This window comes from Plantactinospora sp. BB1 (genome assembly GCF_003030385.1).
GTDB lineage: Bacteria > Actinomycetota > Actinomycetes > Mycobacteriales > Micromonosporaceae > Plantactinospora.
The window spans coordinates 4,602,519-4,622,700 of record NZ_CP028159.1 but is presented as its reverse complement, the minus strand read 5'-3'; the positions used below and the strand labels follow the sequence as shown (position 1 = coordinate 4,622,700).

The window sequence follows — 20,182 nt, the reverse complement described above, 5'->3', positions numbered from 1 at the left end:
CCTTCAATGTTCTCGAAAAGGCTCGGGTTTCCCCGATTGCCACGGGCCGAGCAATTCGCCTAGCGTGTTCGGCAGCCAGCGAGCCACCCATCCGCTCGACGTGTGCCGACGGACCGGCGAATCGACGCGCCGGTCGGGTAGCCGCCGCCACTTCCGGTTTCCCTGAGGAGACGGCAATGGGAATAAAGCCTATAGACCTCTTTCCGCCGCCGGTCGTCGGTCCTCGGACGTCCACTGTCGAGCTGGTCCGGGTGGAGCGGCGGTACGCGAAGGTGGTCGGCGGCCGGGGCGGCGACGGGCCGCTCACCCTCGGCCACCTCGGCATGCTGAAGTGGATCAACCAGGAGAAGCCGTACGGCCGCTGGGCGGCGGCGCCGCTGGAACTGCCCCCGGGCGCAAACGTCGACGACGTGGTGGCCGCGCTCGGCGTGCTGGTGTCCCGGCACGAGGGTCTGCGGACCCTCTTTCCCGGTCGGGGCGAACAGGTGCAGCGGGTACTCGCGCACTGCGAGCTGCCGGTCGACGTGTACGAACACGGCGAGGCGGACCCACCGGCGCTGATCGAGGAACTCTTCCACCGGCTCCGCAACGCCGAGTTCGACCTCGCCGAGGAGTTGCCGCTGCGCGCCGCCGTCGCCGTACGCGACGGCGTGCTCACCGTCGCGGCCGTGGTCTACTCGCACGTCGTCGTCGACCTGATGAGCGCGGAGCTGCTCGGTCGGGAGTTCACCGCACTCGCCGCCGATCCGGCCCGCCGGCACGTCGGACCGCCGCCGCACCAGCCACTGGACCAGGCGGCGTACGAGCGGTCACCGGCCGGGCGACGCCGGCTCGACACCGCCCTCGGGTACTGGGAACGGCACCTGCGGCGGCTTCCGCAGTGCACCTGGGCGGCACCGCGGTCGACGGCGCCACCCGGCGCCGCCCTCTCCGGCTGGCTCTGGTCCCGGGCCGGGGCGCTGGCCCTGCCGCAGATCACCGCCCGGGTGGGTGCGAGCGAGTCGATGGCGGTGCTCACCGCGATCTGCGCGGTGCTGGCCCGGCGCACCGGGCACCGGAGTTTCCCGCTGCCGACCCTGGCCAGCAACCGGATCGAGCGTCGGCTCCGGGAGTACATCGGACCGCTGGCCGCAGACAGTCTGGTGCCGATCGACATCGACGCCGAGACCTACGACGACCAACTGCGGCGGGTGGGCGGCGCGGTGCTGCGGGCCGGGCGACAGGCGTTGGTCGACGACGTCGCGCGGGTCCGGATGATCGATCGGATCCACCACGACCGGGGCAACTGGTACGGCCGGGACACCACCTTCAACGACGCCAGCACCTTCAACGACACCGAGGCGGCGGCCGACCCGACCGACCCGCCAGCCGACCCGGCCGAGGCGGTGACCGACCCGACCGAGCCGGCAGCCGAGCCGGCAGCGGAGGCGGCAGCCGAGCCGGCCGGAGGCGGCCCGACCGGTGCCGGGGACGCCCGGCGGATGCTCGGCGAGAGCCGGATCTGGTGGCAGGACTGGCCGCCCATCTCCCCGCTGCTGGCGTTCCGGCTGATGCAGAAGCGCGGTGAACTGGTGCTCGGCATCATCGCCCACGACCGGAACCGGATCCCGGCGGAGGAGATCGACCAACTGCTGCGCGGCGTGGAGCGGGTGCTGGTGGCGGCGGCCGAGGGGGACTTCCCGATGTCCCGGATCGGCGAGGTGAGCGGTGTCGAGCCGATGGAGCGCGGCGCCGGTTGGCGACTCGTCGACTCCTCCTGGGTCGAGCTGGCCGAGGCGCAGCGACTCCTCGACGAGTCGCTGGACGCACCGGTCCGGCGGGTCTTCGCGATCCCGGACGGCGACGGGTACCGGCTGGTGGCGTACCTGGTCGGCGGCTCGGCCCGGACCCCACGGGAGGCGCACGCCGCCTGCGTGGCCGCGATGCCGGGCCGCCGTACCGCGATGACGCCGCAGCGGTACGTGATCTGCGCCGAGCCGCCGGCCGACCCGGCCGACCCGGCGGCCTGGGCCCGGCAGCCCGTACTGGCCGACGGCGACGGCCGGATGGACCCGTGAGCGGGCGGACCGGCGGAGCCGGCGTCCCGGGCGACGACGTGGCCATCGCCGTGACCGACCTGCGCAAGTCCTACCGGGGGCGGCCGGCGGTCGCCGGCATCGACCTGACGATCCCCCGGGGCGAGGTCTTCGCCCTGCTCGGCCCGAACGGCGCCGGCAAGACCACCACGGTGGAGATCCTGGAGGGGCACCGCCGACGCGACTCCGGCCAGGTGCGGGTGCTCGGCGTCGACCCGGCGCTCGGCCGGGCGGACTGGAAGGCCCGGATCGGCATCGTGTTGCAGCGCTCCGACGACCTGACCCAGGGCGGGGCGCTCACCGTACGGGACTGGACCCGGGCGATCGCGGCCTGCTTCCCGAACCCCCGGGACCCGGACGAGGTGATCGAGCTGGTCGGGCTGACCGACCGGCGCGACGCCCGCGCGGCGTACCTCTCCGGGGGTCAGCGCCGTCGGCTCGACGTCGCGCTCGGCATCGTCGGCCGGCCGGAGCTGCTCTTCCTGGACGAACCGACGACCGGGTTCGACCCCGAGGCACGCCGCCGGTTCTGGGACCTGATCGCCGACCTCGCCCGGTCCGGCACGACGATCCTGCTCACCACCCACTACCTGGAGGAGGCCGAGCATCTCGCCGACCGGATCGCCGTGATCGTCGACGGCCGGGTCGTGGAGATCGGCCCGCCGCAGACCCTCGGCGGCCGGGCCACCGCCCCCGCCACGGTCCGCTGGCTCACCCCCGACGGCCCCCGCAGCGTCCGCACCGGTACCCCGGCGAAGCTGGTCGCCGAGCTGGCCACCGAGTACGGACCGGAGGTGCCGGGGCTGGCGGTCGAGCGCCCCACCCTGGAGGAGACCTACCTGCGGATGATCGGAGAGCCGGCGTGACCACCCCCGGACTCCCCGCCCGGCTGCCGGCCGTACTGGCGGTCACCCGGGCCCGGGTACGCGTGGAGTTCCTGGTCTTCATCCGGGAACGCATCTCGGTGGTCTTCACCTTCTTCTTCCCGGTACTGCTGCTGATCGTGATCGGCGCGATCTTCCACGGCCAGCGGTTGCCGGGCGACGTCGACCTCGCGCAGTACTTCGTCGCGGGCATGATCGGGGCCGGCCTCTTCGGCGTCAGCTTCCAGAACGTCGCCATCGCGATCCCGATCGAGCGGGACATCGGCACGCTCAAACGGCTCGCCGGCACGCCGATGCCGAGGTCGGCGTACTTCCTCGGCAAGATGGCGATGGTCGCGTTCGTCGCGCTGGCCCAGAACGTACTGCTGCTCGGCATCGGCTCGGCCTTCTTCGGGCTGCGACTGCCGGACACCGCCGACCGGTGGCTGACCTATCTCTGGGTCATCGCGCTCGGCATCGCCTCGTGCACCCTGCTGGGCATCGCGGCGAGCGGGTTCGTCCGCAACGGCCGTACCGCTCCGGCGGTGATGTCACCGATCGCGATCGTGCTCCAGTTCATCTCCGGCGTCTACTTCGTCTTCGCCACCATGCCGACCTGGATGCAGACGGTGGCCGCCATCTTCCCGCTCAAGTGGATCGCCCAGGGGATGCGGTCGGTGTTCCTGCCCGACGGCTACCAGAGCCAGGAGCCGGCCGGGAGCTGGGAACTCGACCGGGTGGCCCTGGTCCTCGCCGCCTGGTGCGTACTCGGCTTCGTGGTCGCCGTCCGCACCTTCCGCTGGCGCGGCCGGACCGACGACTGAAGGGAGGGAACCGATGGAGGCTGCACAACGTCCCCGGGTGGTTCTCGGTTACAGCGGGCTGCACGGCTCCGCCGAGCTGAAGGCGGCCGGTTTCGCCGACCTGGACGAGCGCGAGGCGCGGCTGTTCCAGGGGCTGGACTCGGCGGCGGCACTGGTGGTCGACGGTGCACTGGTCGCGGCGGTCCAGCAGGAGCGGTACTCCGGCCGCAAGTTCGACCACGCCTTCCCGGTCGACGCCATGCGGTCCTGCCTGCGCCTGGCCGGCCTGGACTTCGCCGTGGTCGACGCGGTGGCGCACAACTTCGACCACACCAGGTTCGAGATCTTCGCCCAGGGCGAGCCGTACGCGCTGCGCCGCTACACCGAGGTGCTGGCGCCGCAGCGGCAGACCGAGCTGCTGCACCGGTTCGTGCCGGAACTCTCCGGGCACCGGGTGCGGCCGGTGCCACACCACCAGGCGCACGCGCTGACCGCGGCGATCCCGGCCGGCTTCGACGAGGCGCTGGTGGTGGTGCTGGACGGGATGGGCGAACTGCACGCCGTCAGCGTCTACGCCTGGCGGGGCGGGGCGCTGCACCGGCTGGCCACCCTCGACTACCGCAGCAGCCTGGGACTCTTCTACGCCCTGGTCACCATGTTCACCGGGTACTGGCCGAACAGCGACGAGTACAAGGTGATGGCGCTGGCCGCGCTCGGCGACCCGGAACGGTACCGGTCGGTGATGGCGGAGGCCGTCACCCTCGGCCCGGACGGGCGGTTCGACGTGCCGGTGCTGCGGCACAACCGCGACCCGCGCAGCCGGGAGACCTTCGCCGGGTCCCGGGCCTGGCTCGCCGGGCGGGTCGGTCCGGAACGAGGGGCGGGCGAGGCGCTGAGCCAGGCGCACATCGACCTGGCCACCGCCGCGCAGCAGCGGTTGGAGCAGGCGATCTTCCACCTCGTCGGCCACTGGGTGCGGCGGACCGGGCTGCGCCGGGTCGCCTTCGCCGGCGGCGTGGCACTGAACTGCGCCGCGATCGGCAAGCTCGCGTACTCCGGTCTGGTCGACGCGATCTACGTGCAGCCGGCCGCCGGCGACGAGGGCACCGCGGTCGGCGCCGCGCTCGCGGTGGCCGCCCCGCCGACCGAGGCGGTCGACTACCCGGCGATGACCTATCTCGGCCCGGAGGTGACCGAGGACGGCCCGCCGGCCGACCAGCCGTACTGGTCGGTGCGGGTCGGGCCGGGGGTGGCCGAGCAGGTGGTGGCGCGGCTGCTCACCCGGGGCCACATCGTCGGCTGGGCCCAGGGCCGGTTGGAGTTCGGCCCCCGCGCGCTGGGCAACCGCAGCATCCTGGCCGACCCGCGCGACCGGGGCGCCCGGGAGCGGGTCAACGCGGCGGTCAAGTTCCGGGAGGAGTTCCGGCCGCTGGCCCCGGCGGTGAAGGCGGAGTCCGCGAGCCGGTACTTCGTCGTGCCGGCCGGGACCAACCTGCGGCACATGACCGTCGCGGTGGCGGTGCACCCGCACGCCCGGCCGGTCATCCCGGCCGTGGTGCACGACGACGGTACCGCCCGGGTGCAGGCGGTGTTCGCGGCGGAGAACCCCCGGTTCTGGCGCATCCTCGACGAGTTCGAACGGCTCTGCGGCGTTCCGGTACTGATGAACACCTCGCTGAACGTCAAGGGCCAGCCGACCGCGCGGGCCGGTGCCGAGGCGTTCCGCACGTTCGCCTCGTCCGGCCTGGACCTGGTGGTCATCGCCGACCGGCTGTACGCGAAGCCGTCGGCGGTCGGTGACGCCGTCGAGGCGCTCGCCGCCGTCACCGGGGCGGTCTCGGTCTGACGGACACCACGGTTGCCGGCCGTTGCTGGAGGACCGCCTACCGCGGGCCGTCGGTGGACCCGCCGCCTGAGTCGTCGTTCGTCCCGGGGGAGCGGAGCCACCGGGTGGCCTGCTGGACGACGGCGGCGGGTACCTCGTGGTTGCCGTCGAACTCCTGGTAGGTCACGGGGTAGCCGAGGGCCTCCAGTTGGGGTACCACCCGGCGGCTGCACCGGTCGACGGGCAGGACCCGGTCCCCGGTTCCGTGGGAGACGAAGACGCGTGGCTTTCCGTGCGTCACCAGCGGTGCGGCGAAGCCCGGGGAGAACGCGACGACGGCGTCGAAGAGGTCGCCGTTGGTCAACCCGAGCGACAGGGCGTACGACGCGCCGTCGGAGAAGCCTCCGATCGTGAGCCGGTCGACCGGAAAGGACTCGAAGACGTGCTCGAGTATCCGGTCGATCATGCGTACGTCGGGTCCGAAACCGTCGATGATCAGATCCCAGGAGCTGTCCGTCGACTTCGGTGCCACCAGGAGGAGGCGATGCTCGTCCGCGACGGGCAGCAGCAGGTCGAGGGCCTGCCGGGCTGAACCGCCGGCACCGTGCAGCAGCAGGACCAGGTGCCGGGGGCGCTGGTCGGTCGAAGCGGGCGCGTAGGTGAGGGCCAGCAGTTCCCCGGTCGGCGCCTCCTGGCGCAGCAGCCCGCTCCGAGCCTCGGCGGGGCTGACCGGGGGGCAGGGGCGTACGGAGAGCCGCCCGTGCCGGGAGTTCTCCTCCGGTTGGACGTGCGGGAGGGCCGGCTCGCTCATGCGGCACCCTTCCTTCCCGTCCCACCGCCCTGCACCGGACCGACGGCGCGGGTGCCGTGGCGGGCACTTACCCGTAGTGGCGGGCACTTACCCGTACCGGGTGCGGGCAAACGAGCCGAAGCGGGTGCCGGGCCGGCGCGCCAGTCGTACTTTGGGCCGATCTGGAAGCGCACCAGCGTTCGTACGATGGTCCCGTGCACCCCCGCCTGCGCGCCGTGTTGGCCGAGCCGGCCGCCCCACACGCCCCGGCCCGGGTCTGGCGCGACTGGGCGCTGCTCGCCGGCTTCGCACCGGCGATCGTGCTGGAGGGTGCCTTCCGGCCCGACCTGCCGTGGCGGGTGGGCTGCGTCGTCGTCGCCCTCGCGCTGCTCGGCACCCTGCTGTGGCGGCGTACCCGGCCGCTCGCGACGGTGGCGACCGCGTTCGGCTGCACCGCGCTCGCCCCGCTCGTATTGCCGGGCGACCCCTGCGACATGTACGCGACGAGCTTCCTGCTGCTGCTCTGCTACGCCCTGTTCCGCTGGGGCTCGGGCCGGGACGTGCTGCTGGGCTCGGTCTTCGTGGTGGCCAAGGTGGTCGTCACCGGCCTGGCCGGCTCGATCACCGGCGGCGAGGTGGTCGCCGGCTTCGCGGTGCTCTTCGCCGCCGCCACCCTGGGGGTTGCGGTCCGGTTCCGGGCCGCCGCCCGGCTGCGGGAGTTCGACCGGGTCAAGCTGTTGGAGCGGGAGCGGCTCGCCCGCGACCTGCACGACACCGTGGCCCACCACGTCTCGGCGATGGCGATCCGGGCCCAGGCCGGCATCGCCGCCTCGGCCAGCCAGCCGGACGCCGCCGTGGAGGCGCTCCGGGTGATCGAGGCCGAGGCGTCCCGCGCGCTCGCCGAGATGCGCGCGATGGTCCGGGTGCTGCGCCGCGACCAGCCCGCCGACCTGGCGCCCAGCCCCCGGGTCGCCGACATCGGGCGGCTCGCCGGCCGGTTCCGGGCCGGGCCCGCCGTCGACGTGCAGATCCGTGGCGACGTCGACGACCTTCCGCCCACGGTCGGCTCCGCGCTCTACCGCCTCGCCCAGGAGTCGGTCACCAACGCCCGCCGGCACGCCCGGCACGCCACCCGGATCGAGGTCAGCGTCGCGGCCGACGACACCTCGGTACGGCTGCGGGTCAGCGACGACGGCGAGCCCGGCGCCGTCCGCCCGGCCGGCTCGCCCGGGTTCGGCCTGGTGGGCATGATGGAGCGGGCCGGCCTGCTCGGCGGCACCTGCGAGGCCGGCCCCAACCCCGACCGTGGCTGGACCGTGACGGCGGTGCTTCCGCGCGCGGGGGCTGGTTCGTGACGGTGCGGGTGCTGGTCGCGGACGACCAGGAGATCGTCCGCACCGGCCTCACCATGATCCTGAACGCGCAGCCCGGCATCGAGGTGGTCGGCGAGGCCGGCGACGGCCGCCGGGCGGTCGAGCTGGCTCGGCGGCTCCGCCCCGACGTGTGCCTCTTCGACATCCGGATGCCCGGCATGGACGGCATCGAGGCCACCCGGGCGCTCGCCGGGCCGTCGGTCGCGGAGCCGCTCGCGGTGGTCGTCATCACCACCTTCGACCTCGACGACTACGTGTACGCGGCACTGCGCGCCGGTGCCCGCGGCTTCCTGCTCAAGGAGGCCGGCCCCGCCCTGCTGGCCCAGGCCGTGCACGCGGCCGCCGACGGGGAGGCGCTGATCGCGCCGAACGTCACCACCCGGCTGCTGAAGGCGTTCGCCGACGCGGGTCCGGCCGGTCCGCCGAAGCAGCCGGTCGAGGCGCTCACCGACCGGGAGGAGCAGGTGTTGGCCGCGGTCGCGCGGGGGCGCACCAACCGGGAGATCGCCGACGAGCTGTACATCACGCTGAGCACCGTCAAGTCGCACGTCACCAGCCTGATGACGAAACTCGGGGTGCGTAACCGGGTCGAGATCGCGATGTGGGCGTACGAGACCCCCCGGCATCCCGGTCGGTGACGGCTGCCGCCGAAGGTACGACGACCGGGTACCACCATGGGACGGCCCGATCGCGGCCCTTGTGCCGATGAGCCGGGGCGGGTACGACGGCCACCATCGACGGCATGACGAGACGCGAGTGGCGGCTGCCGGCCGCGCTGATCCTGCTGGGCCTGATCCCGATGATCGCCGGTGCGGTGCGGGTGACCGAGCTGGGCCTCGGTCCGGAGGTCACCCCGGCGAACGCCCGCTTCGTCGCCGACCCGCTGCCGGTGGTGCTGCACGTCGTCGGCGCGGTGGTCTACACGATCCTCGGCGCCTTCCAGTTCGTGCCCGGGCTGCGCCGCCGTCGCTGGCACCGGGTCGCCGGCCGGATAGTCGTCCCCTGTGGACTCGTGGTCGCCCTCTCCGGGCTGTGGATGACGTTCGGGTACGACCTGCCGGCCCATGACAACGACGTACTCGCCGGCCTGCGGCTGCTCTTCGGTTCGGCGATGGCCGCCTCGATCCTGCTCGGCCTCGCCGCCGTACTCCGCCGCGACTTCACCCGGCACCGGGCCTGGATGGCGCGCGGCTACGCGATCGGCCTCGGCGCCGGCACGCAGGCGTTCACCCACGCGCCGTACGTGGCGGCGACCGGCGAGCAGCCCGACGGGAACGTACGCGCCGCGCTGGTGCTCGCCGGTTGGCTGATCAACCTCGCCGTGGCCGAGTGGTACCTGCGCCGCCCGGCCCGTACCTCGGGTCGGTCGCGGGTCGTCGCCGCCGGATGAGCTGCTGCTGCGGCCCGGACGGTTCAGTCGCGGGCGATGTCGGCCGCGGCGAGGCGGCGGCCGGGTCCGGGTCGGTCCGGCCCGGATCGGGGCGGTGTGCCCGGCGAGATGACCCGCAGTTGGAGCATCGCCGCGAAGCGGGCCTCCGGATCGGTCAGGTCGATGCCGCCGACCTCGGCGAGCCGACGCAGCCGGTAGCGGAACGTGTTCGGGTGGACGTACATCGCGGCGGCGGCGGCGATCACGTCGCCGAACGCGTCCAGCCAGGCCCGGAGCGTCTCGACGAGGTTCGTGTGGTGCTCCTCGTCGTAGGCGAAGAGCCGCGCGACCGGTCCGGTGAGCCGGTCGCCCCGGGCCGCGACCAGGTCGTGCAGTTCCAGGACGAGCGCCTGGACCTGCACGTCGGCCAGCCGGGCGACCCGGTGGCCGGCTCCGGCGCGCAGCACCCGCAGCGCCCGGTCGGCGCTGGCCCGCGCGGCGGCCATCCCGGCGGCGTCCTGCGCGACCTGACCGACGCCGATCACGGCGTGCACCCGGTCGCCGACCCGGTCGAGGAAGTCACCGGCGATCCGCACCGCCCGCTGCTCGCCGTCGCCGTCCCGGGAGATCGGCACCAGCCCGTACGCGACGTCGCCGACCAGCGCCGCCGCGCAGCGCGGGTGGACCGCGCTCAGGTGCATCGCCAGCGCGTCGCTGGTGCGCTGGCGTTCGGTCGCCAGGGAGGCGTCGTCGCCGCCGGACCGCTGCGGGGCGGTGGCGATGACCGCGAGGCCGAGTACCACGACCGGCTGGCCGGCCAGGCCGAGCCGGCTGAGCGCCTCGCCGGCACCGGCCCCGCCCTCCAGCGCGGTGGCCAGCAGGTCGGCGCGGAGCCGGCGCTGCACGTCCGCCCCGGCCCTGATCCGCAGCATGTGCAGCGCGACCAGCTTGCTGGCGTCGCGCAGCGCCTGCGTCCGCTCGGCGCTGAGCGGCTCCCGGACGGCGGCCCAGATCGAGCCGAGGACCTCGTCTCCGGCGAGCACCGCGACGGCGACCCGGGGCACCGAGAACCCGTCCATTCCGGACGGTGGCGGTTCCACCCACAGCGGCGTACTGCTGCGGTAGAGGTCGCGGAAGACGCCCCGGTCGAGCAGGAGCCGGGAGTACCGCTGCGGGACCTGGCGGCCGAGGATGGTCTCCACCCGCGACGGGTCGGCCTCGTCCTGCCGGCCGGAGAAGGCGAGCACCCGGGAGCTGCGGTCCTCGATGGTGACGGGCGCGTCGACGAGGGCGGCGATCGCGTTGGCCAGCGTGAAGAGGTCACCGGAGGGTACCCCGCCGATCGTCTCCGGCCCGGCGTCGCCGACGTCGCCCTCGGCGAGTACGGCGCGGACCAGCGCGGCGAGCTGTGCCCAGGAGGCGCCACGGGTCAGCCCGAGCAGGGCCACCCCGGACTCCTCGACCGCCCCGGCCAGCTCGGCCGTGACCTCGACGGGGAGCCGGACCACGAGGCCGGCGGCCCGGTGCCGGCCGAGCGAGCGGAGCAGGGCGGCGATCTCGTCCGGCCCGCGCAGCCCGACGCCGAGCACGAGGGCGTGGTGCGGCAGGACCGGCTCCTCGACCGGGTCGTGGATCGCCACGCCGCCGATGTCGGCGCTGCGGTCCGGGTCGCCGTGCACGAGCTCCAGCACGGTGAACCCCAGGTCGTCGAGGACCCGGCCGAGGGTCGCGTGCGGGCGCAGATTCACCGGGAGCACCGCCCGAAACTAAGGAGGGTTCAGCCTGCCTGGTTCGTCGGAACATACGAGGTTCGTCACAGCCTATGGTGCGGACGGCCAAAGGGCTCGATGTCCTATCGTGTGGACGCGCCGGGGGCTCAGCGTCGCAGCCACCGGGATTCGGTGGTGACCGCCGCCAGTTCGTCCGGCAGCGGTTCGACGCCGATCCCCGGGCCGGCCGGCACCGCCAGGTGGCCGCCGTCGAGCACGAACGGGTCGGTGATGTCCGTCCGGTAGTAGCGGTCCGACGCCGACGTGTCGCCGGGCAGGGTGAAGCCGGGCAGCGCCGCCAGCGCGACGTTCGCGGCCCGGCCGAGCCCCGACTCCAGCATCCCGCCACACCAGACGGGTACGCCGTGCGCGACGCAGACGTCGTGTACCCGGCGCGCCTCCAGGTAGCCACCGACCCGGCCCGGCTTGATGTTGACGATCGCGCAGGCGCCCAACCGGATGGCGGCCGCGGCGGCCCGCGCCGAGGTGATCGACTCGTCCAGGCAGATCGGCGTGCGGACCGTCTTCGCCAGCTCGGCGTGGCCGAGCACGTCCTCCTCGTCGAGCGGCTGCTCGATCAGCAGCAGCCCGAACGGGTCGAGCGCGGCCAACCGCCGCCCGTCGGCGACGGTGTACGCGGTGTTCGCGTCGACCTGGAGCAGCACCTCGTCGCCGAAGCGTTCCCGGACCGCCCGGACCGGTTCGACGTCCCAGCCGGGCTGGATCTTCAGCTTGATCCGCAGGTAGCCGGCGTCGAGGTAGCCGTCGACGGTGTCGAGCAGCTCGCCGATCGAGTCCGTGATCCCCACCGAGACGCCGCAGGGCACCCGCTCGCGTACGGCGCCGAGTTCCCGGGCGAGCGGCCGGCCCAGGGCGCGCAGCTCGGCGTCGAGTACGGCGGTCTCCAGCGCCGCCTTCGCCATCCGGTGCCCCTTGAACCCGGCGAGTGCCGGCGCGACCGAGGCGGCGTCGAGGGTGTCCCGGGCGGCCAGGGCCGGCACCAGGAACCGGCTCAGGACGTCCACGGCGCCGTCGACGTACTCGGCGGAGTAGCGCGGGTCGGTCATCGCCACGCACTCGCCCCACCCCTCGGCCTGGTCGGTGACGGCGCGGACCAGCACGATGTCCCGGGTGGTCTGGGTGCCGAACGAGGTCCGGAACGGCGACACCAGCGGCATCGCGATCCGGCGCAGTTCGACTCCGACGAGTTTCATCCGGCGTTCCTTCCGACGATGTACCAGCCGGCCCGGTCGAAGCCGGTCACCCGGGCGCCGCCGGCCAGCAGCGGTACCAGGGCCTCCCGCAGCGCGGTGCGCCACCGCCGGGCCAGGTCCGGCGCGGCCGACCGCAGCGCGGCGATGTCCGGCGGTACCGCCACCAGCACCGTGTCGCCGTCCAGGGTCCCCGGCGCCGGGGCCCCGTCGGCGGTGCGCCCGAGCCCGACCACCGCGCCGCCGGCCCGCTCGGCCCGGGCGTCGCCGGCCCGGTGTCGTCCCTCGCACGCCGTGGCGACCCTGGGGTCGCGCAGCTCCCAGCGGATCAGCAGCCGGTCGGTGGCGTCACCGGCGTTGATCTCGTCGTCCATCTCGCCGTAGAAGTCCGGCAGGTACTCCACGGCGGTGGCGGCCAGCTTCACCACGTTGAAGTAGGCGTTGCGGGCGACCAGCGGGTCGAACGTCCACTCGACGGCGGAGCCGCCCCGGGCCAGCACCCAGGCGCGCTGGTGCAGCTTGAGGGCGTACCCGACGCGCCGGCCGAGGGCGGCGGCGCAGACCCCGGCGATGTGGCTGTGCAGCTCGGCCCCGGCCGGCGCGCCGGAGAAGCCGACGCAGGCGCCGACCAGCTCGTCCCCGTCGTAGGCGCCGGCCACGTAACCGCCCGACTTGCTCAGCGCCCGCAGCAACTTGGTGGTCACCAGCGGGTTGCGCGGGTCGGGGCCCCAGATGCCGTCGTAGAGCCGGCGTACCTCGGCGAAGCCGGCGACGTCCGCCAGCTCCCGGATCTCGACGCCGGCCGCCTTCGCCGCCCGGGCCACGGCCGCCTCGGCGGCGTGGATGTCGGTCATCTCGGCGTTCCCCTCTCCGCCAGCGGCCCGCGCCTCCGGGCGACCGGGCGCACGTCAGCCCACCTTCGGGGTGGCGCGGGCACCGAAGTGCAGGTACCGCTCGCCGGTCGGCAGCTGGTAGAAGATCACCGGTACCCAGGTCCGGGTCTCCGGCTCGCGGACCGCGAAGAGGTCCTCGGCGACCGGCACCATCGGGTACTCGTGGGTCGGCTCGGGCACCAGTTCGGCCAGCGGACCGGTGACCGTGGTACGCAGGGTCGGGCCACCGTCCCCGTCCAGCACCGCCATCCGGACGCCGGCCCGCTCGTACTCGCCGACGTGCCGGCCGAGGTCGGCGCCGACCGGGTGCTGCGGCGGCACGAGCGAGTGCGGTACCGCGACCCCGGCGAGTTCGGCGAAGATCTCGCGGTACAGCTCCTCGTACAGGTCGCGGGCGTGACCGCCGTTGGTGAGCAGGGTGACCGCCAACCCCTGCTCCGGCAGCAGCCGCAGGAAGGCGGACTGCCCGATCGTGTTGCCGTCGTGCCCGACGAGCCGGTGCCCGTCCCAGCCGAAGCGGATCCAGCCGAGCCCCCAGGAGTCGCCGAGGGTGTGCGTGTCGGGCAGCTCCGCCTCGCAGGCGGTCATCGCGGCGGCGCTCTCCGCGCCGAGTACCCGGCTCCCGTCCGGCGCGAGCCCGCCGGTGAGGTGCATCCGGGCGAAGCCGAGGAGGTCGGCGGCGGTCGAGGTGATCAGCCCGGCCGGCCCGAGGGAGCGGGGCAGTCCCCAGACCGGTGCGCGGGTCGGCTCGGCCTGCCCGGCCGAGACGTGCCCGACCGCCGCCCGGTGCAGCAGCGCCTCCTCCGGCAGCGTCCCGGTGCGCCGCAGCCCGAGCGGGGTCGAGATCCGGTCCCGGAGCGCGGCGTCCCAGGTGCCGCCGGTGAGCTTCTCGATCACCCGCCCGGCGAGTACGAAGCCGGCGTTGCAGTAGGACCAGGTGGCGCCGAGCGGGTGGTTCTGGGCCACCTCGCCGAGGAGCGCGACGTACTTCTCCAGGCAGTCGTCGCCGCGACCGGTGTCGGTGAAGACGTCGCCGTCGATCCCGCTGGTGTGCGCGAGCAGGTGCCGCATGGTCACCCGCTTGGTCACCTCCGGATCGGCCAGCCGCAGCTCCGGCAGGACGGTGCCGACCGGAGCGTCGAGATCGAGCCGGCCCTCGTCGACCAGTTGCATCACGATGGTCGCCGTCCACACCTTGGAGATCGAGCCGATCTGGAACACCGAGTCGGTGGTCACCTCGACCCCGGTCTCCACGTTCAGCACGCCGTACGCCGCCTCGGCCAGTTCGTCCGGGCGATCCTGGCCCAGCCGCAGGATTCCGAGTACGGCACCGGGGACGCGATGCCGCTGGGCGAGTACGGCCAGCCGGCGCTGCCAGTGCCCGGCGTCGATCGGCGCGCGGCGCCCGCCCGCGTACCGCTCGACCCAGTCCACCACCCGCTGGTTGTAGTCGGCCCGGTGTGACGGCCGCCCGTCGAGGATGAAGAGATGGCCGGCGTCCGGGTAGAGCACCAGCCGGGTCGGCACGCCGCGCTCCCGCAGCGCGGTGTGCCACTGCTGGGCCTGGCCGACCGGGCAGGTGCGGTCCTCGGCACTGTGCAGCACGAGCGTCGGCGTGTCGACCCGGTCGACCCGGGCCAGCGGCGACATCGCGGCGTAGCGCCCGGGATCGGTCCACGGCGTGGCGCCCAGCTCGTACTCGCTGAGCTGGTGCCCCTCGTCGGAGGTGCCGGCCATGCTGGTGAGGTCGGCGACGGTCCCGCCGGCCACGGCGGCGGCGAACCGGTCGTCCCGGCTGGTGAGGTAGCAGGTCATGTAGCCGCCGTAGCTGTAGCCGGTGACGGCGAGCCGGGCCGGGTCGGCGACGCCGGTGGCGACGAGCTGGTCGACCGGCTCCAGGAGGTCCCGGGCGTCCGCCTCGCCCCACCCGCCGTGGGTGGCGGTGAAGAACGCCTCGCCGTAGCCGTCGCTGGCCCGGGGGTTGAGCAGCAGCACCACCCAGCCCCGGGCGGCCAGCTCCTGGTGGTAGAGGTGCACGTCCTCGGCGGCGGCGTTCCAGGCGTTGTGCGGCCCGCCGTGCACGTCGAGCAGCAGCGGCCGTGCGCCGGTGAAGTCCGGGTCCCGGACCAGCCAGCCCTGCACGACCGTGCCGTCGGAGATCTCGAACGAGCGCTCCTCCCGGGGGTAGAGCCGCACCTCGGACGAGGTGTGTCCGGTGAGGACGGTCTCGGCGCCGGTGCCGAGGTCGACCGCGACCACCTCGCCGAACGAGGCCGGGGTGCCGAGCACGACGGCGGCGGTGCCGGCGCGGGCCGAGACGCCGAGGACGTTGCGGCCGGCCCCGCCGACGACCACCCGTGGTTCGCCGCCACCGGCCGGTACCGCGTAGAGATGGGTGCAGCCACGGTCGCGGACGCAGAAGAGCACGGTGTCGCCGTCGTCGACGAGCTGCGGCAGCGCCCCCGGATATCCGGGGCCGCCCGGCATGACGTTGCGGTCCAGCGGGGCCGCCAGGTCGGTGACCGGTCCGGCGTCGAGCGGTACCCGGAGCAGGCCGGCGTGGCCGACGGGCGCGCCCTCGGTGCCGACGGCCAGCAGCGCCGACCCGTCCGCGGTCCAGGTGACGGCGGCACCGACGCCGTCGGCCAGCCCGACCGGCCGGGGTACGGCCGCCGTGTCGTCGACGTCCACCGTGTGCAGCGGGGCCCGGAGGGTCAGGTCCGCGTCGGGGGCGGTGGCCGCGACGAACGCCAGCCGGTTCCCCTCCGGCGACCAGGACGGGTCACCGGCGTTCCAGTCGCCGCTGGTGAGCTGCCGGCACCGCCCGGTGGCGACGTCGACGACGTGCAGGTGCCGGCGTCTGCCGCCCAGCAGGCCGGCGCCGTCACTCTGGTAGTCGAGCCGGTCCGCGACGACCGGGGTGCCGTCGTCCGGGCCGTCGCCCCGGTCGTCGACGGCGGCCACGAACGCGATGGCCGAGCCGTCGGGGCTCCAGACCGGGCGGCCGGCGCCGAGTGGCAGTTCGGTCAGCGGTTCGGGCTCGCCACCGGCCGCCGGGAGCAGCCACACCTGCGGGTGCCCGTCCCGGGCGCGCAGGAACGCGATCCGGTCGCCCTGCGGCGACCAGGCCGGTGCGGTGTCCGCCGGCCCGGCGGTCAGCCGCCGCGCCGGGCCGCCCGCCGCGTCGACGTGCCACAGCGTGCGCACCGTACGGTCGGCGTCGGTGTCCGCGCCGCGCAGTACGTAGACGATCCGGGCGCCGTCCGGCGACAGGGCCGGCTGCTCCGGTACGGCGACGGTGGTCAGGTCAGCGATGCGCAGGCGGCGGGTCACCGGCTCCTCCTCGGGTCGTGATCGGTGTGTCGGCGGACTCGGCGAAGTGGCAGAGCGCCCGGTGCCGGTGCGCCGCCGTCGGCTCGACCTCCCGGCAGATCCGACGGTCCGGGTGCACCAGCGGCCCCACCGGGCAGCGGGGGTGGAACCGGCAGCCGGCCGGCGGCCGGTGCGGGTCGGCGGGCTCCGCCTCGGCGACGGCCGGCACGGCGACGGCGGGCTCAGCCTCGGCGACTGTCGGCGTGGCGACGGCCGGCTCCGCCTCGACGACTGCCGGCGTGGCGCCCTCGGCTCCGATTCCGATCGGGTGTGCGGCCGAGCCGAGCAGCTCCCGCGTGTAGGGGTGTTGCGGATCGCCCAGCACCTCGGCGGCCGGCCCGTACTCGACGATCCGGCCGAGGTACATCACCGCGATGATCTCGCTGACGTAGCGCACCACGGCGAGGTCGTGCGAGATGAACAGCACCGACAGCCGCATCCGCCGTTGCAGGTCGCGGACGAGGTTGAGCACGGCGCCCTGGATCGACACGTCCAGCGCCGAGGTGATCTCGTCCGCGACGATCACCTCGGGGCGGCCGGCGAGCGCGCGGGCCAGCGCCACCCGCTGCCGCTGCCCGCCGGAGAGGCCGGCCGGATAGCGGCCGGCGAGGCCCGGGTCGAGCCCGACCAGCTCCAGCAGCCGGGCCACCTCGGCCTTCGCCGCGACGCCGGCCCGGCGCGGGATCGCCTCCGCGATCGAGGCACCCACCGTCATCCGAGGGTCCAACGAGGAGTACGGGTCCTGGAACACCATCTGCACAGGTGCCCGTTTCGGCAGCGGGCGGCCGTCGAGCAGGATGCGGCCACCGGCCAGCGGGGCCAGCCCGACGGCGGCCCGGGCCAGGGTCGACTTGCCGGAGCCGGACTCGCCGACGAGTCCCACCACGGTGCCGGCCGGTACGGTGAGTCGTACATTGTCGACGGCGGTCAGCCGCCCCCGCCCGGTGCCGTACCGGACGGTGACGTCGTCGAAGACGAGATCGCTCACCGGCGGCTCCCCTCGATCTCGACGTCGACCTCCGCATGCCAGCAGGCGACCCGACCACGACCGTCGGCCAGCAGTGGCGGCTCGGCGGCGGTGCACCGGTCACCGGCCAGGGGGCAGCGGGGGGCGAAGGCGCAGCCCGGCGGCAGGCGGCCGGGATCGGCGGGCCGGCCCGGGATCACCGGCAACGGCCGGTCGCGGTCGGTGCTCATGTCCGGTACGGCGGCGAGCAGTGCCCGGGTGTACGGGTGCCGGGCGCCGGTACGCAGCCGCGCGGCGGGCAGCTCCTCGACGATGCGTCCGGCGTACATCACCAGTACCCGTTCGCAGACCTCGGCGACCACGGTGAGGTCGTGGCTGATCAGCAGTACCGCCACGTCGTCGTCGGCGCGGACGGCCGCCAGCAGCCGCAGCACCTGCCGCTGCACGGTGACGTCGAGCGCCGTGGTCGGCTCGTCGGCGACGATCAGTGCCGGCGTACCCATCATTCCCATGCCGATCATCGCCCGCTGCCGCATGCCGCCGGAGAACTCGTGCGGGAACTGCCTGGCCCGCCGCGCGGCGGCCGGGATCCGCACCGCGCGGAGCCGGTCGACCGCCCGGGCCAGCGCGGCGCGGCGGCTCGCCCCCCGGTGCTGCCGGACCACCTCGGCGAGCTGCCGGCCGACCCGCTGGGTGGGGTTGAACGAGGTCGTCGGGTCCTGGAAGACCATGCCGAGCGAGAGGCCCAGCAGCCGGCGTCGCGCGGCCGAGTCGCCGGCCAGCAGCGACACGCCGAGGAACTCCAGCCGCCGCGCGTCGACCCGGCCGGGCTCCTCGACGAGCTGGGCGATCGCGAGCGCGGTCAGGCTCTTGCCGGACCCGGACTCGCCGACCAGACCCACCGCCTCACCGCGACCCATGGTGAAGCTGACCTCGCGGACCGGGCTGACCTCCCCGAAGCTCACCCGCAGGCCCTCGACCGCCAGCAGGTGGTCACCGGCGGCGGGCGGAACCGGCTCGGTGCGCGGGGCCCGGCGACCGTCGCCGACCGCCGAGCCTCGGGTGCCGATCGCCCGGGCGAGTGCCTCGCCGAAGAGGTTGAACGCCAGGCCCGCCAGGACGATCGCGACGGCCGGGGCGAGGGCGGCGGCCGGGCGTACGTAGATGCCGGCCAGGCCCTCGCCGAGCAGCCTGCCCCAGTCGTACCGGGGCGGCTGTACGCCGAGGCCGAGGAAGGAGAGCCCGGCGAGCGCCAGCAGCGCGCCGCCGGCCGCCATGGTGCCGTTGACCAGCAGCGGCTCGGCGATGTTGGGCAGCACGTGCCGGGCGAGCACCCGTACCCGACCCAGGCCGGCGATCCGCGCGGCGTGCACGTAGTCCCGTTCGGCGACACCGGCCGCGAGCGTGTGGGTCAGCCGGGCGAAGCCCGGCGCGATCGCGAAGCCGATCGCCAGCACCGCACCCTTGAGACCGACCCCGAAGACGACCGCGAAGAAGAGCGCCAGCAGCAGGCCGGGAAAGGCCACCGCGATGTTCAGCGCGGCGGCCGCCCAGCGGCCGAGGCGGGCGCCGAGCAGCAGCGGCGCCATCCCCAGCACCAGGCCGGTGGCCAGACCGATCAGCGTGGCCAGCAGCGCCAGCAGCACCGACAGCCGGGTGGCGACGAGTACCCGGGCGAAGACGTCCCGGCCGAGGCTGTCGGTGCCGGCCCAGTGCGCGCCCGAGGCGCCCTGGAGGATCCGGCCGGTGTCGACCGCCTCGGCCCGCTCGGTCCAGAGCACGGGCCCGAGCAGCGCGAGCAGGACGACAGCGACCAGCAGCGCCGCCGCGGCGACGGCCACCGGGGACCGCAGGACCCGTCGTACCGGCACTAGCTCTCCCTGATCGTCGAGCGCGGGTCGAGCAGGGCGAGCCCGACGTCGACCGCGAGGTTGACCAGCAGTACGGCCGCGCCGTAGACGAGGACGATGCCCTGGACCACCGGATAGTCCTTGGCCAGGATCGACCCGACGATGGTGCTGCCCAGCCCGGGCCAGGCGAAGACGTTCTCCACCAGTACGGTCCCGGCGACCATCGCGCCGAGCAGCAGGCCGCCGACGGTCGCGGTGGCGGTCAGCGCGTTCGGCAGGGCGTGTCGCAGGTAGATCCGCCGGGCCGGGAGTCGCTTCGCCCGCGCCGTACGGATGTAGTCGGTGCCCAGCACGGCCAGCGTCTCGACCCGGACGATCCGGGCGAGCAGCGCGGCCGGGCCGATCGCCAGCGCCAGTACCGGCAGGACGTAGGAGTCCGGGCCGGAGCGGCCGGCGACCGGGGCCACGCCGAGCGTCACGCCGAAGACGTAGACCAGGCCCACGGCGACGAGGAACTCGGGGAGTACCCCGAGGATCGAGCTGGTCGAGGTGAAGGCCAGCTCCGCCGGGCGGTTCCGGCCGCCGCGGGTGGCCACCGCCATGGCCAGACCCAGCGGTACGGAGACCGCGACGGCCAGGGTGAACGCGAGGAGCGCGAGCTGTGCCGTGGCCGGGAGCCGGTCGCCGATCAGCTGCGACACGGGCAGCCCGGTGACCATCGACTCGCTCAGCTCCCCGGTGACCAGGTTCCGCAGGTAGCGCAGGTACTGCGACCAGAGCGGGTCGTCCAGGCCCAGCGCGGCCCGCCGGGCGGCGACCAGCTCCACCGGGGCGGTCGGCCCGAGCGCGGCCCGGACCGGGTCCCCGGGAATGAGGTGGATCATGCCGAAGGCGGCGGTGACGAGCACCCAGAGCGACACCACCAGCCGCGCCACCCGCCGGGCGGCGAAGCGCACCCAGGGGTGTTCGGCCGTCGTCTTCGGCACCGGGCCCGCCTTTCCGATAGTGGGGGTACGCCGGCC

General features: G+C 74.5%; 15 protein-coding genes. 7 read left to right on the top strand and 8 right to left on the bottom strand.

Annotation, left to right across the window (positions count from 1 at the left end):
* Positions 1–176: 176 nt before the first annotated feature.
* From C6W10_RS20185 to C6W10_RS20170, 4 genes are read left to right on the top strand one after another with little or no spacing between them, the layout of a single operon-like run.
* A complete protein-coding gene (locus C6W10_RS20185) occupies positions 177–2,057 on the top strand; it encodes a condensation domain-containing protein (protein WP_159104674.1) in 1,881 nt (626 codons plus the stop codon).
* Positions 2,054–2,941, top strand: coding sequence for an ABC transporter ATP-binding protein (locus C6W10_RS20180; protein WP_199853699.1), 888 nt, complete (start codon positions 2,054–2,056; stop codon positions 2,939–2,941). The genes C6W10_RS20185 and C6W10_RS20180 overlap by 4 nt, the downstream gene beginning before the upstream one ends.
* The gene (locus tag C6W10_RS20175) at positions 2,938–3,762 is read left to right on the top strand and encodes an ABC transporter permease (protein ID WP_234361349.1); all 825 of its coding nucleotides are present in this window, start codon (positions 2,938–2,940) and stop codon (positions 3,760–3,762) included. The genes C6W10_RS20180 and C6W10_RS20175 overlap by 4 nt, the downstream gene beginning before the upstream one ends.
* A gap of 13 nt (positions 3,763–3,775) precedes the next feature.
* Entirely contained in the window at positions 3,776–5,587 is a 1,812-nt protein-coding gene (locus C6W10_RS20170) for a carbamoyltransferase C-terminal domain-containing protein (protein ID WP_107259547.1), read from the top strand.
* A 37-nt stretch (positions 5,588–5,624) separates the two neighbouring features.
* On the opposite strand, the gene C6W10_RS20165 is transcribed toward C6W10_RS20170, so the two are convergent.
* Entirely contained in the window at positions 5,625–6,377 is a 753-nt protein-coding gene (locus C6W10_RS20165) for an alpha/beta hydrolase (RefSeq protein WP_107259545.1), read from the bottom strand.
* A gap of 194 nt (positions 6,378–6,571) precedes the next feature.
* On the opposite strand from C6W10_RS20165, the gene C6W10_RS20160 reads away from it, so the two are divergent.
* The 3 genes from C6W10_RS20160 to C6W10_RS20150 all read left to right on the top strand — a co-directional run bounded on the left by C6W10_RS20160 (position 6,572) and on the right by C6W10_RS20150 (position 9,119).
* Positions 6,572–7,711 carry a sensor histidine kinase gene (locus tag C6W10_RS20160; RefSeq protein ID WP_107259543.1) on the top strand — a complete coding sequence of 380 codons (1,140 nt, stop codon included), beginning with the start codon at positions 6,572–6,574 and terminating at the stop codon, positions 7,709–7,711.
* Complete coding sequence (locus tag C6W10_RS20155; RefSeq protein ID WP_107259541.1) at positions 7,708–8,367, top strand: response regulator transcription factor; 660 nt, start codon at positions 7,708–7,710, stop codon at positions 8,365–8,367. Before C6W10_RS20160 ends, C6W10_RS20155 begins: the two co-directional genes overlap by 4 nt.
* Before the next feature lie 104 nt (positions 8,368–8,471).
* Positions 8,472–9,119, top strand: a complete 648-nt coding sequence (locus C6W10_RS20150) for a DUF2306 domain-containing protein (RefSeq protein ID WP_107259539.1) — start codon at positions 8,472–8,474, stop codon at positions 9,117–9,119.
* A 23-nt stretch (positions 9,120–9,142) separates the two neighbouring features.
* Here the strand turns inward: C6W10_RS20150 and C6W10_RS20145 are convergent, their stop codons facing one another.
* From C6W10_RS20145 to C6W10_RS20115, 7 genes are all read right to left on the bottom strand, one after another.
* Entirely contained in the window at positions 9,143–10,855 is a 1,713-nt protein-coding gene (locus C6W10_RS20145) for a CdaR family transcriptional regulator (RefSeq protein WP_199853698.1), read from the bottom strand.
* 119 nt (positions 10,856–10,974) lie between these two features.
* Positions 10,975–12,081, bottom strand: coding sequence for an o-succinylbenzoate synthase (gene menC, locus C6W10_RS20140; RefSeq protein WP_107259537.1), 1,107 nt, complete (start codon positions 12,079–12,081; stop codon positions 10,975–10,977).
* Positions 12,078–12,932 (bottom strand): GNAT family N-acetyltransferase, encoded by an 855-nt coding sequence (locus C6W10_RS20135; protein WP_107259535.1) that lies wholly within the window; start codon positions 12,930–12,932, stop codon positions 12,078–12,080. The genes menC and C6W10_RS20135 overlap by 4 nt, the downstream gene beginning before the upstream one ends.
* Positions 12,933–12,986: 54 nt before the next feature.
* Complete coding sequence (locus C6W10_RS20130) at positions 12,987–16,304, bottom strand: serine hydrolase (protein ID WP_107259533.1); 3,318 nt, start codon at positions 16,302–16,304, stop codon at positions 12,987–12,989.
* The gene (locus C6W10_RS20125) at positions 16,279–17,331 is read right to left on the bottom strand and encodes an ABC transporter ATP-binding protein (RefSeq protein WP_107259531.1); all 1,053 of its coding nucleotides are present in this window, start codon (positions 17,329–17,331) and stop codon (positions 16,279–16,281) included. Before C6W10_RS20125 ends, C6W10_RS20130 begins: the two co-directional genes overlap by 26 nt.
* A complete protein-coding gene (locus C6W10_RS20120) occupies positions 17,328–19,181 on the bottom strand; it encodes a dipeptide/oligopeptide/nickel ABC transporter permease/ATP-binding protein (RefSeq protein WP_107259529.1) in 1,854 nt (617 codons plus the stop codon). Before C6W10_RS20120 ends, C6W10_RS20125 begins: the two co-directional genes overlap by 4 nt.
* On the bottom strand, positions 19,181–20,146 hold the full coding sequence (locus C6W10_RS20115; protein ID WP_234361348.1) for an ABC transporter permease: 966 nt from the start codon (positions 20,144–20,146) through the stop codon (positions 19,181–19,183). The genes C6W10_RS20120 and C6W10_RS20115 overlap by 1 nt, the downstream gene beginning before the upstream one ends.
* Between the last annotated feature and the right edge of the window lie 36 nt (positions 20,147–20,182).

Excerpts from the sequence above, each read along its gene's own strand:
- C6W10_RS20165 (WP_107259545.1), bottom strand. The coding sequence starts at position 6,377 with ATGAGCGAGCCGGCCCTCCCGCACGTCCAACCGGAGGAGAACTCCCGG.
- C6W10_RS20185 (WP_159104674.1), top strand. The coding sequence starts at position 177 with ATGGGAATAAAGCCTATAGACCTCTTTCCGCCGCCGGTCGTCGGTCCT.
- C6W10_RS20135 (WP_107259535.1), bottom strand. The coding sequence starts at position 12,932 with ATGACCGACATCCACGCCGCCGAGGCGGCCGTGGCCCGGGCGGCGAAG.
- menC (WP_107259537.1), bottom strand. The coding sequence starts at position 12,081 with ATGAAACTCGTCGGAGTCGAACTGCGCCGGATCGCGATGCCGCTGGTG.
- C6W10_RS20170 (WP_107259547.1), top strand. The coding sequence starts at position 3,776 with ATGGAGGCTGCACAACGTCCCCGGGTGGTTCTCGGTTACAGCGGGCTG.
- C6W10_RS20150 (WP_107259539.1), top strand. The coding sequence starts at position 8,472 with ATGACGAGACGCGAGTGGCGGCTGCCGGCCGCGCTGATCCTGCTGGGC.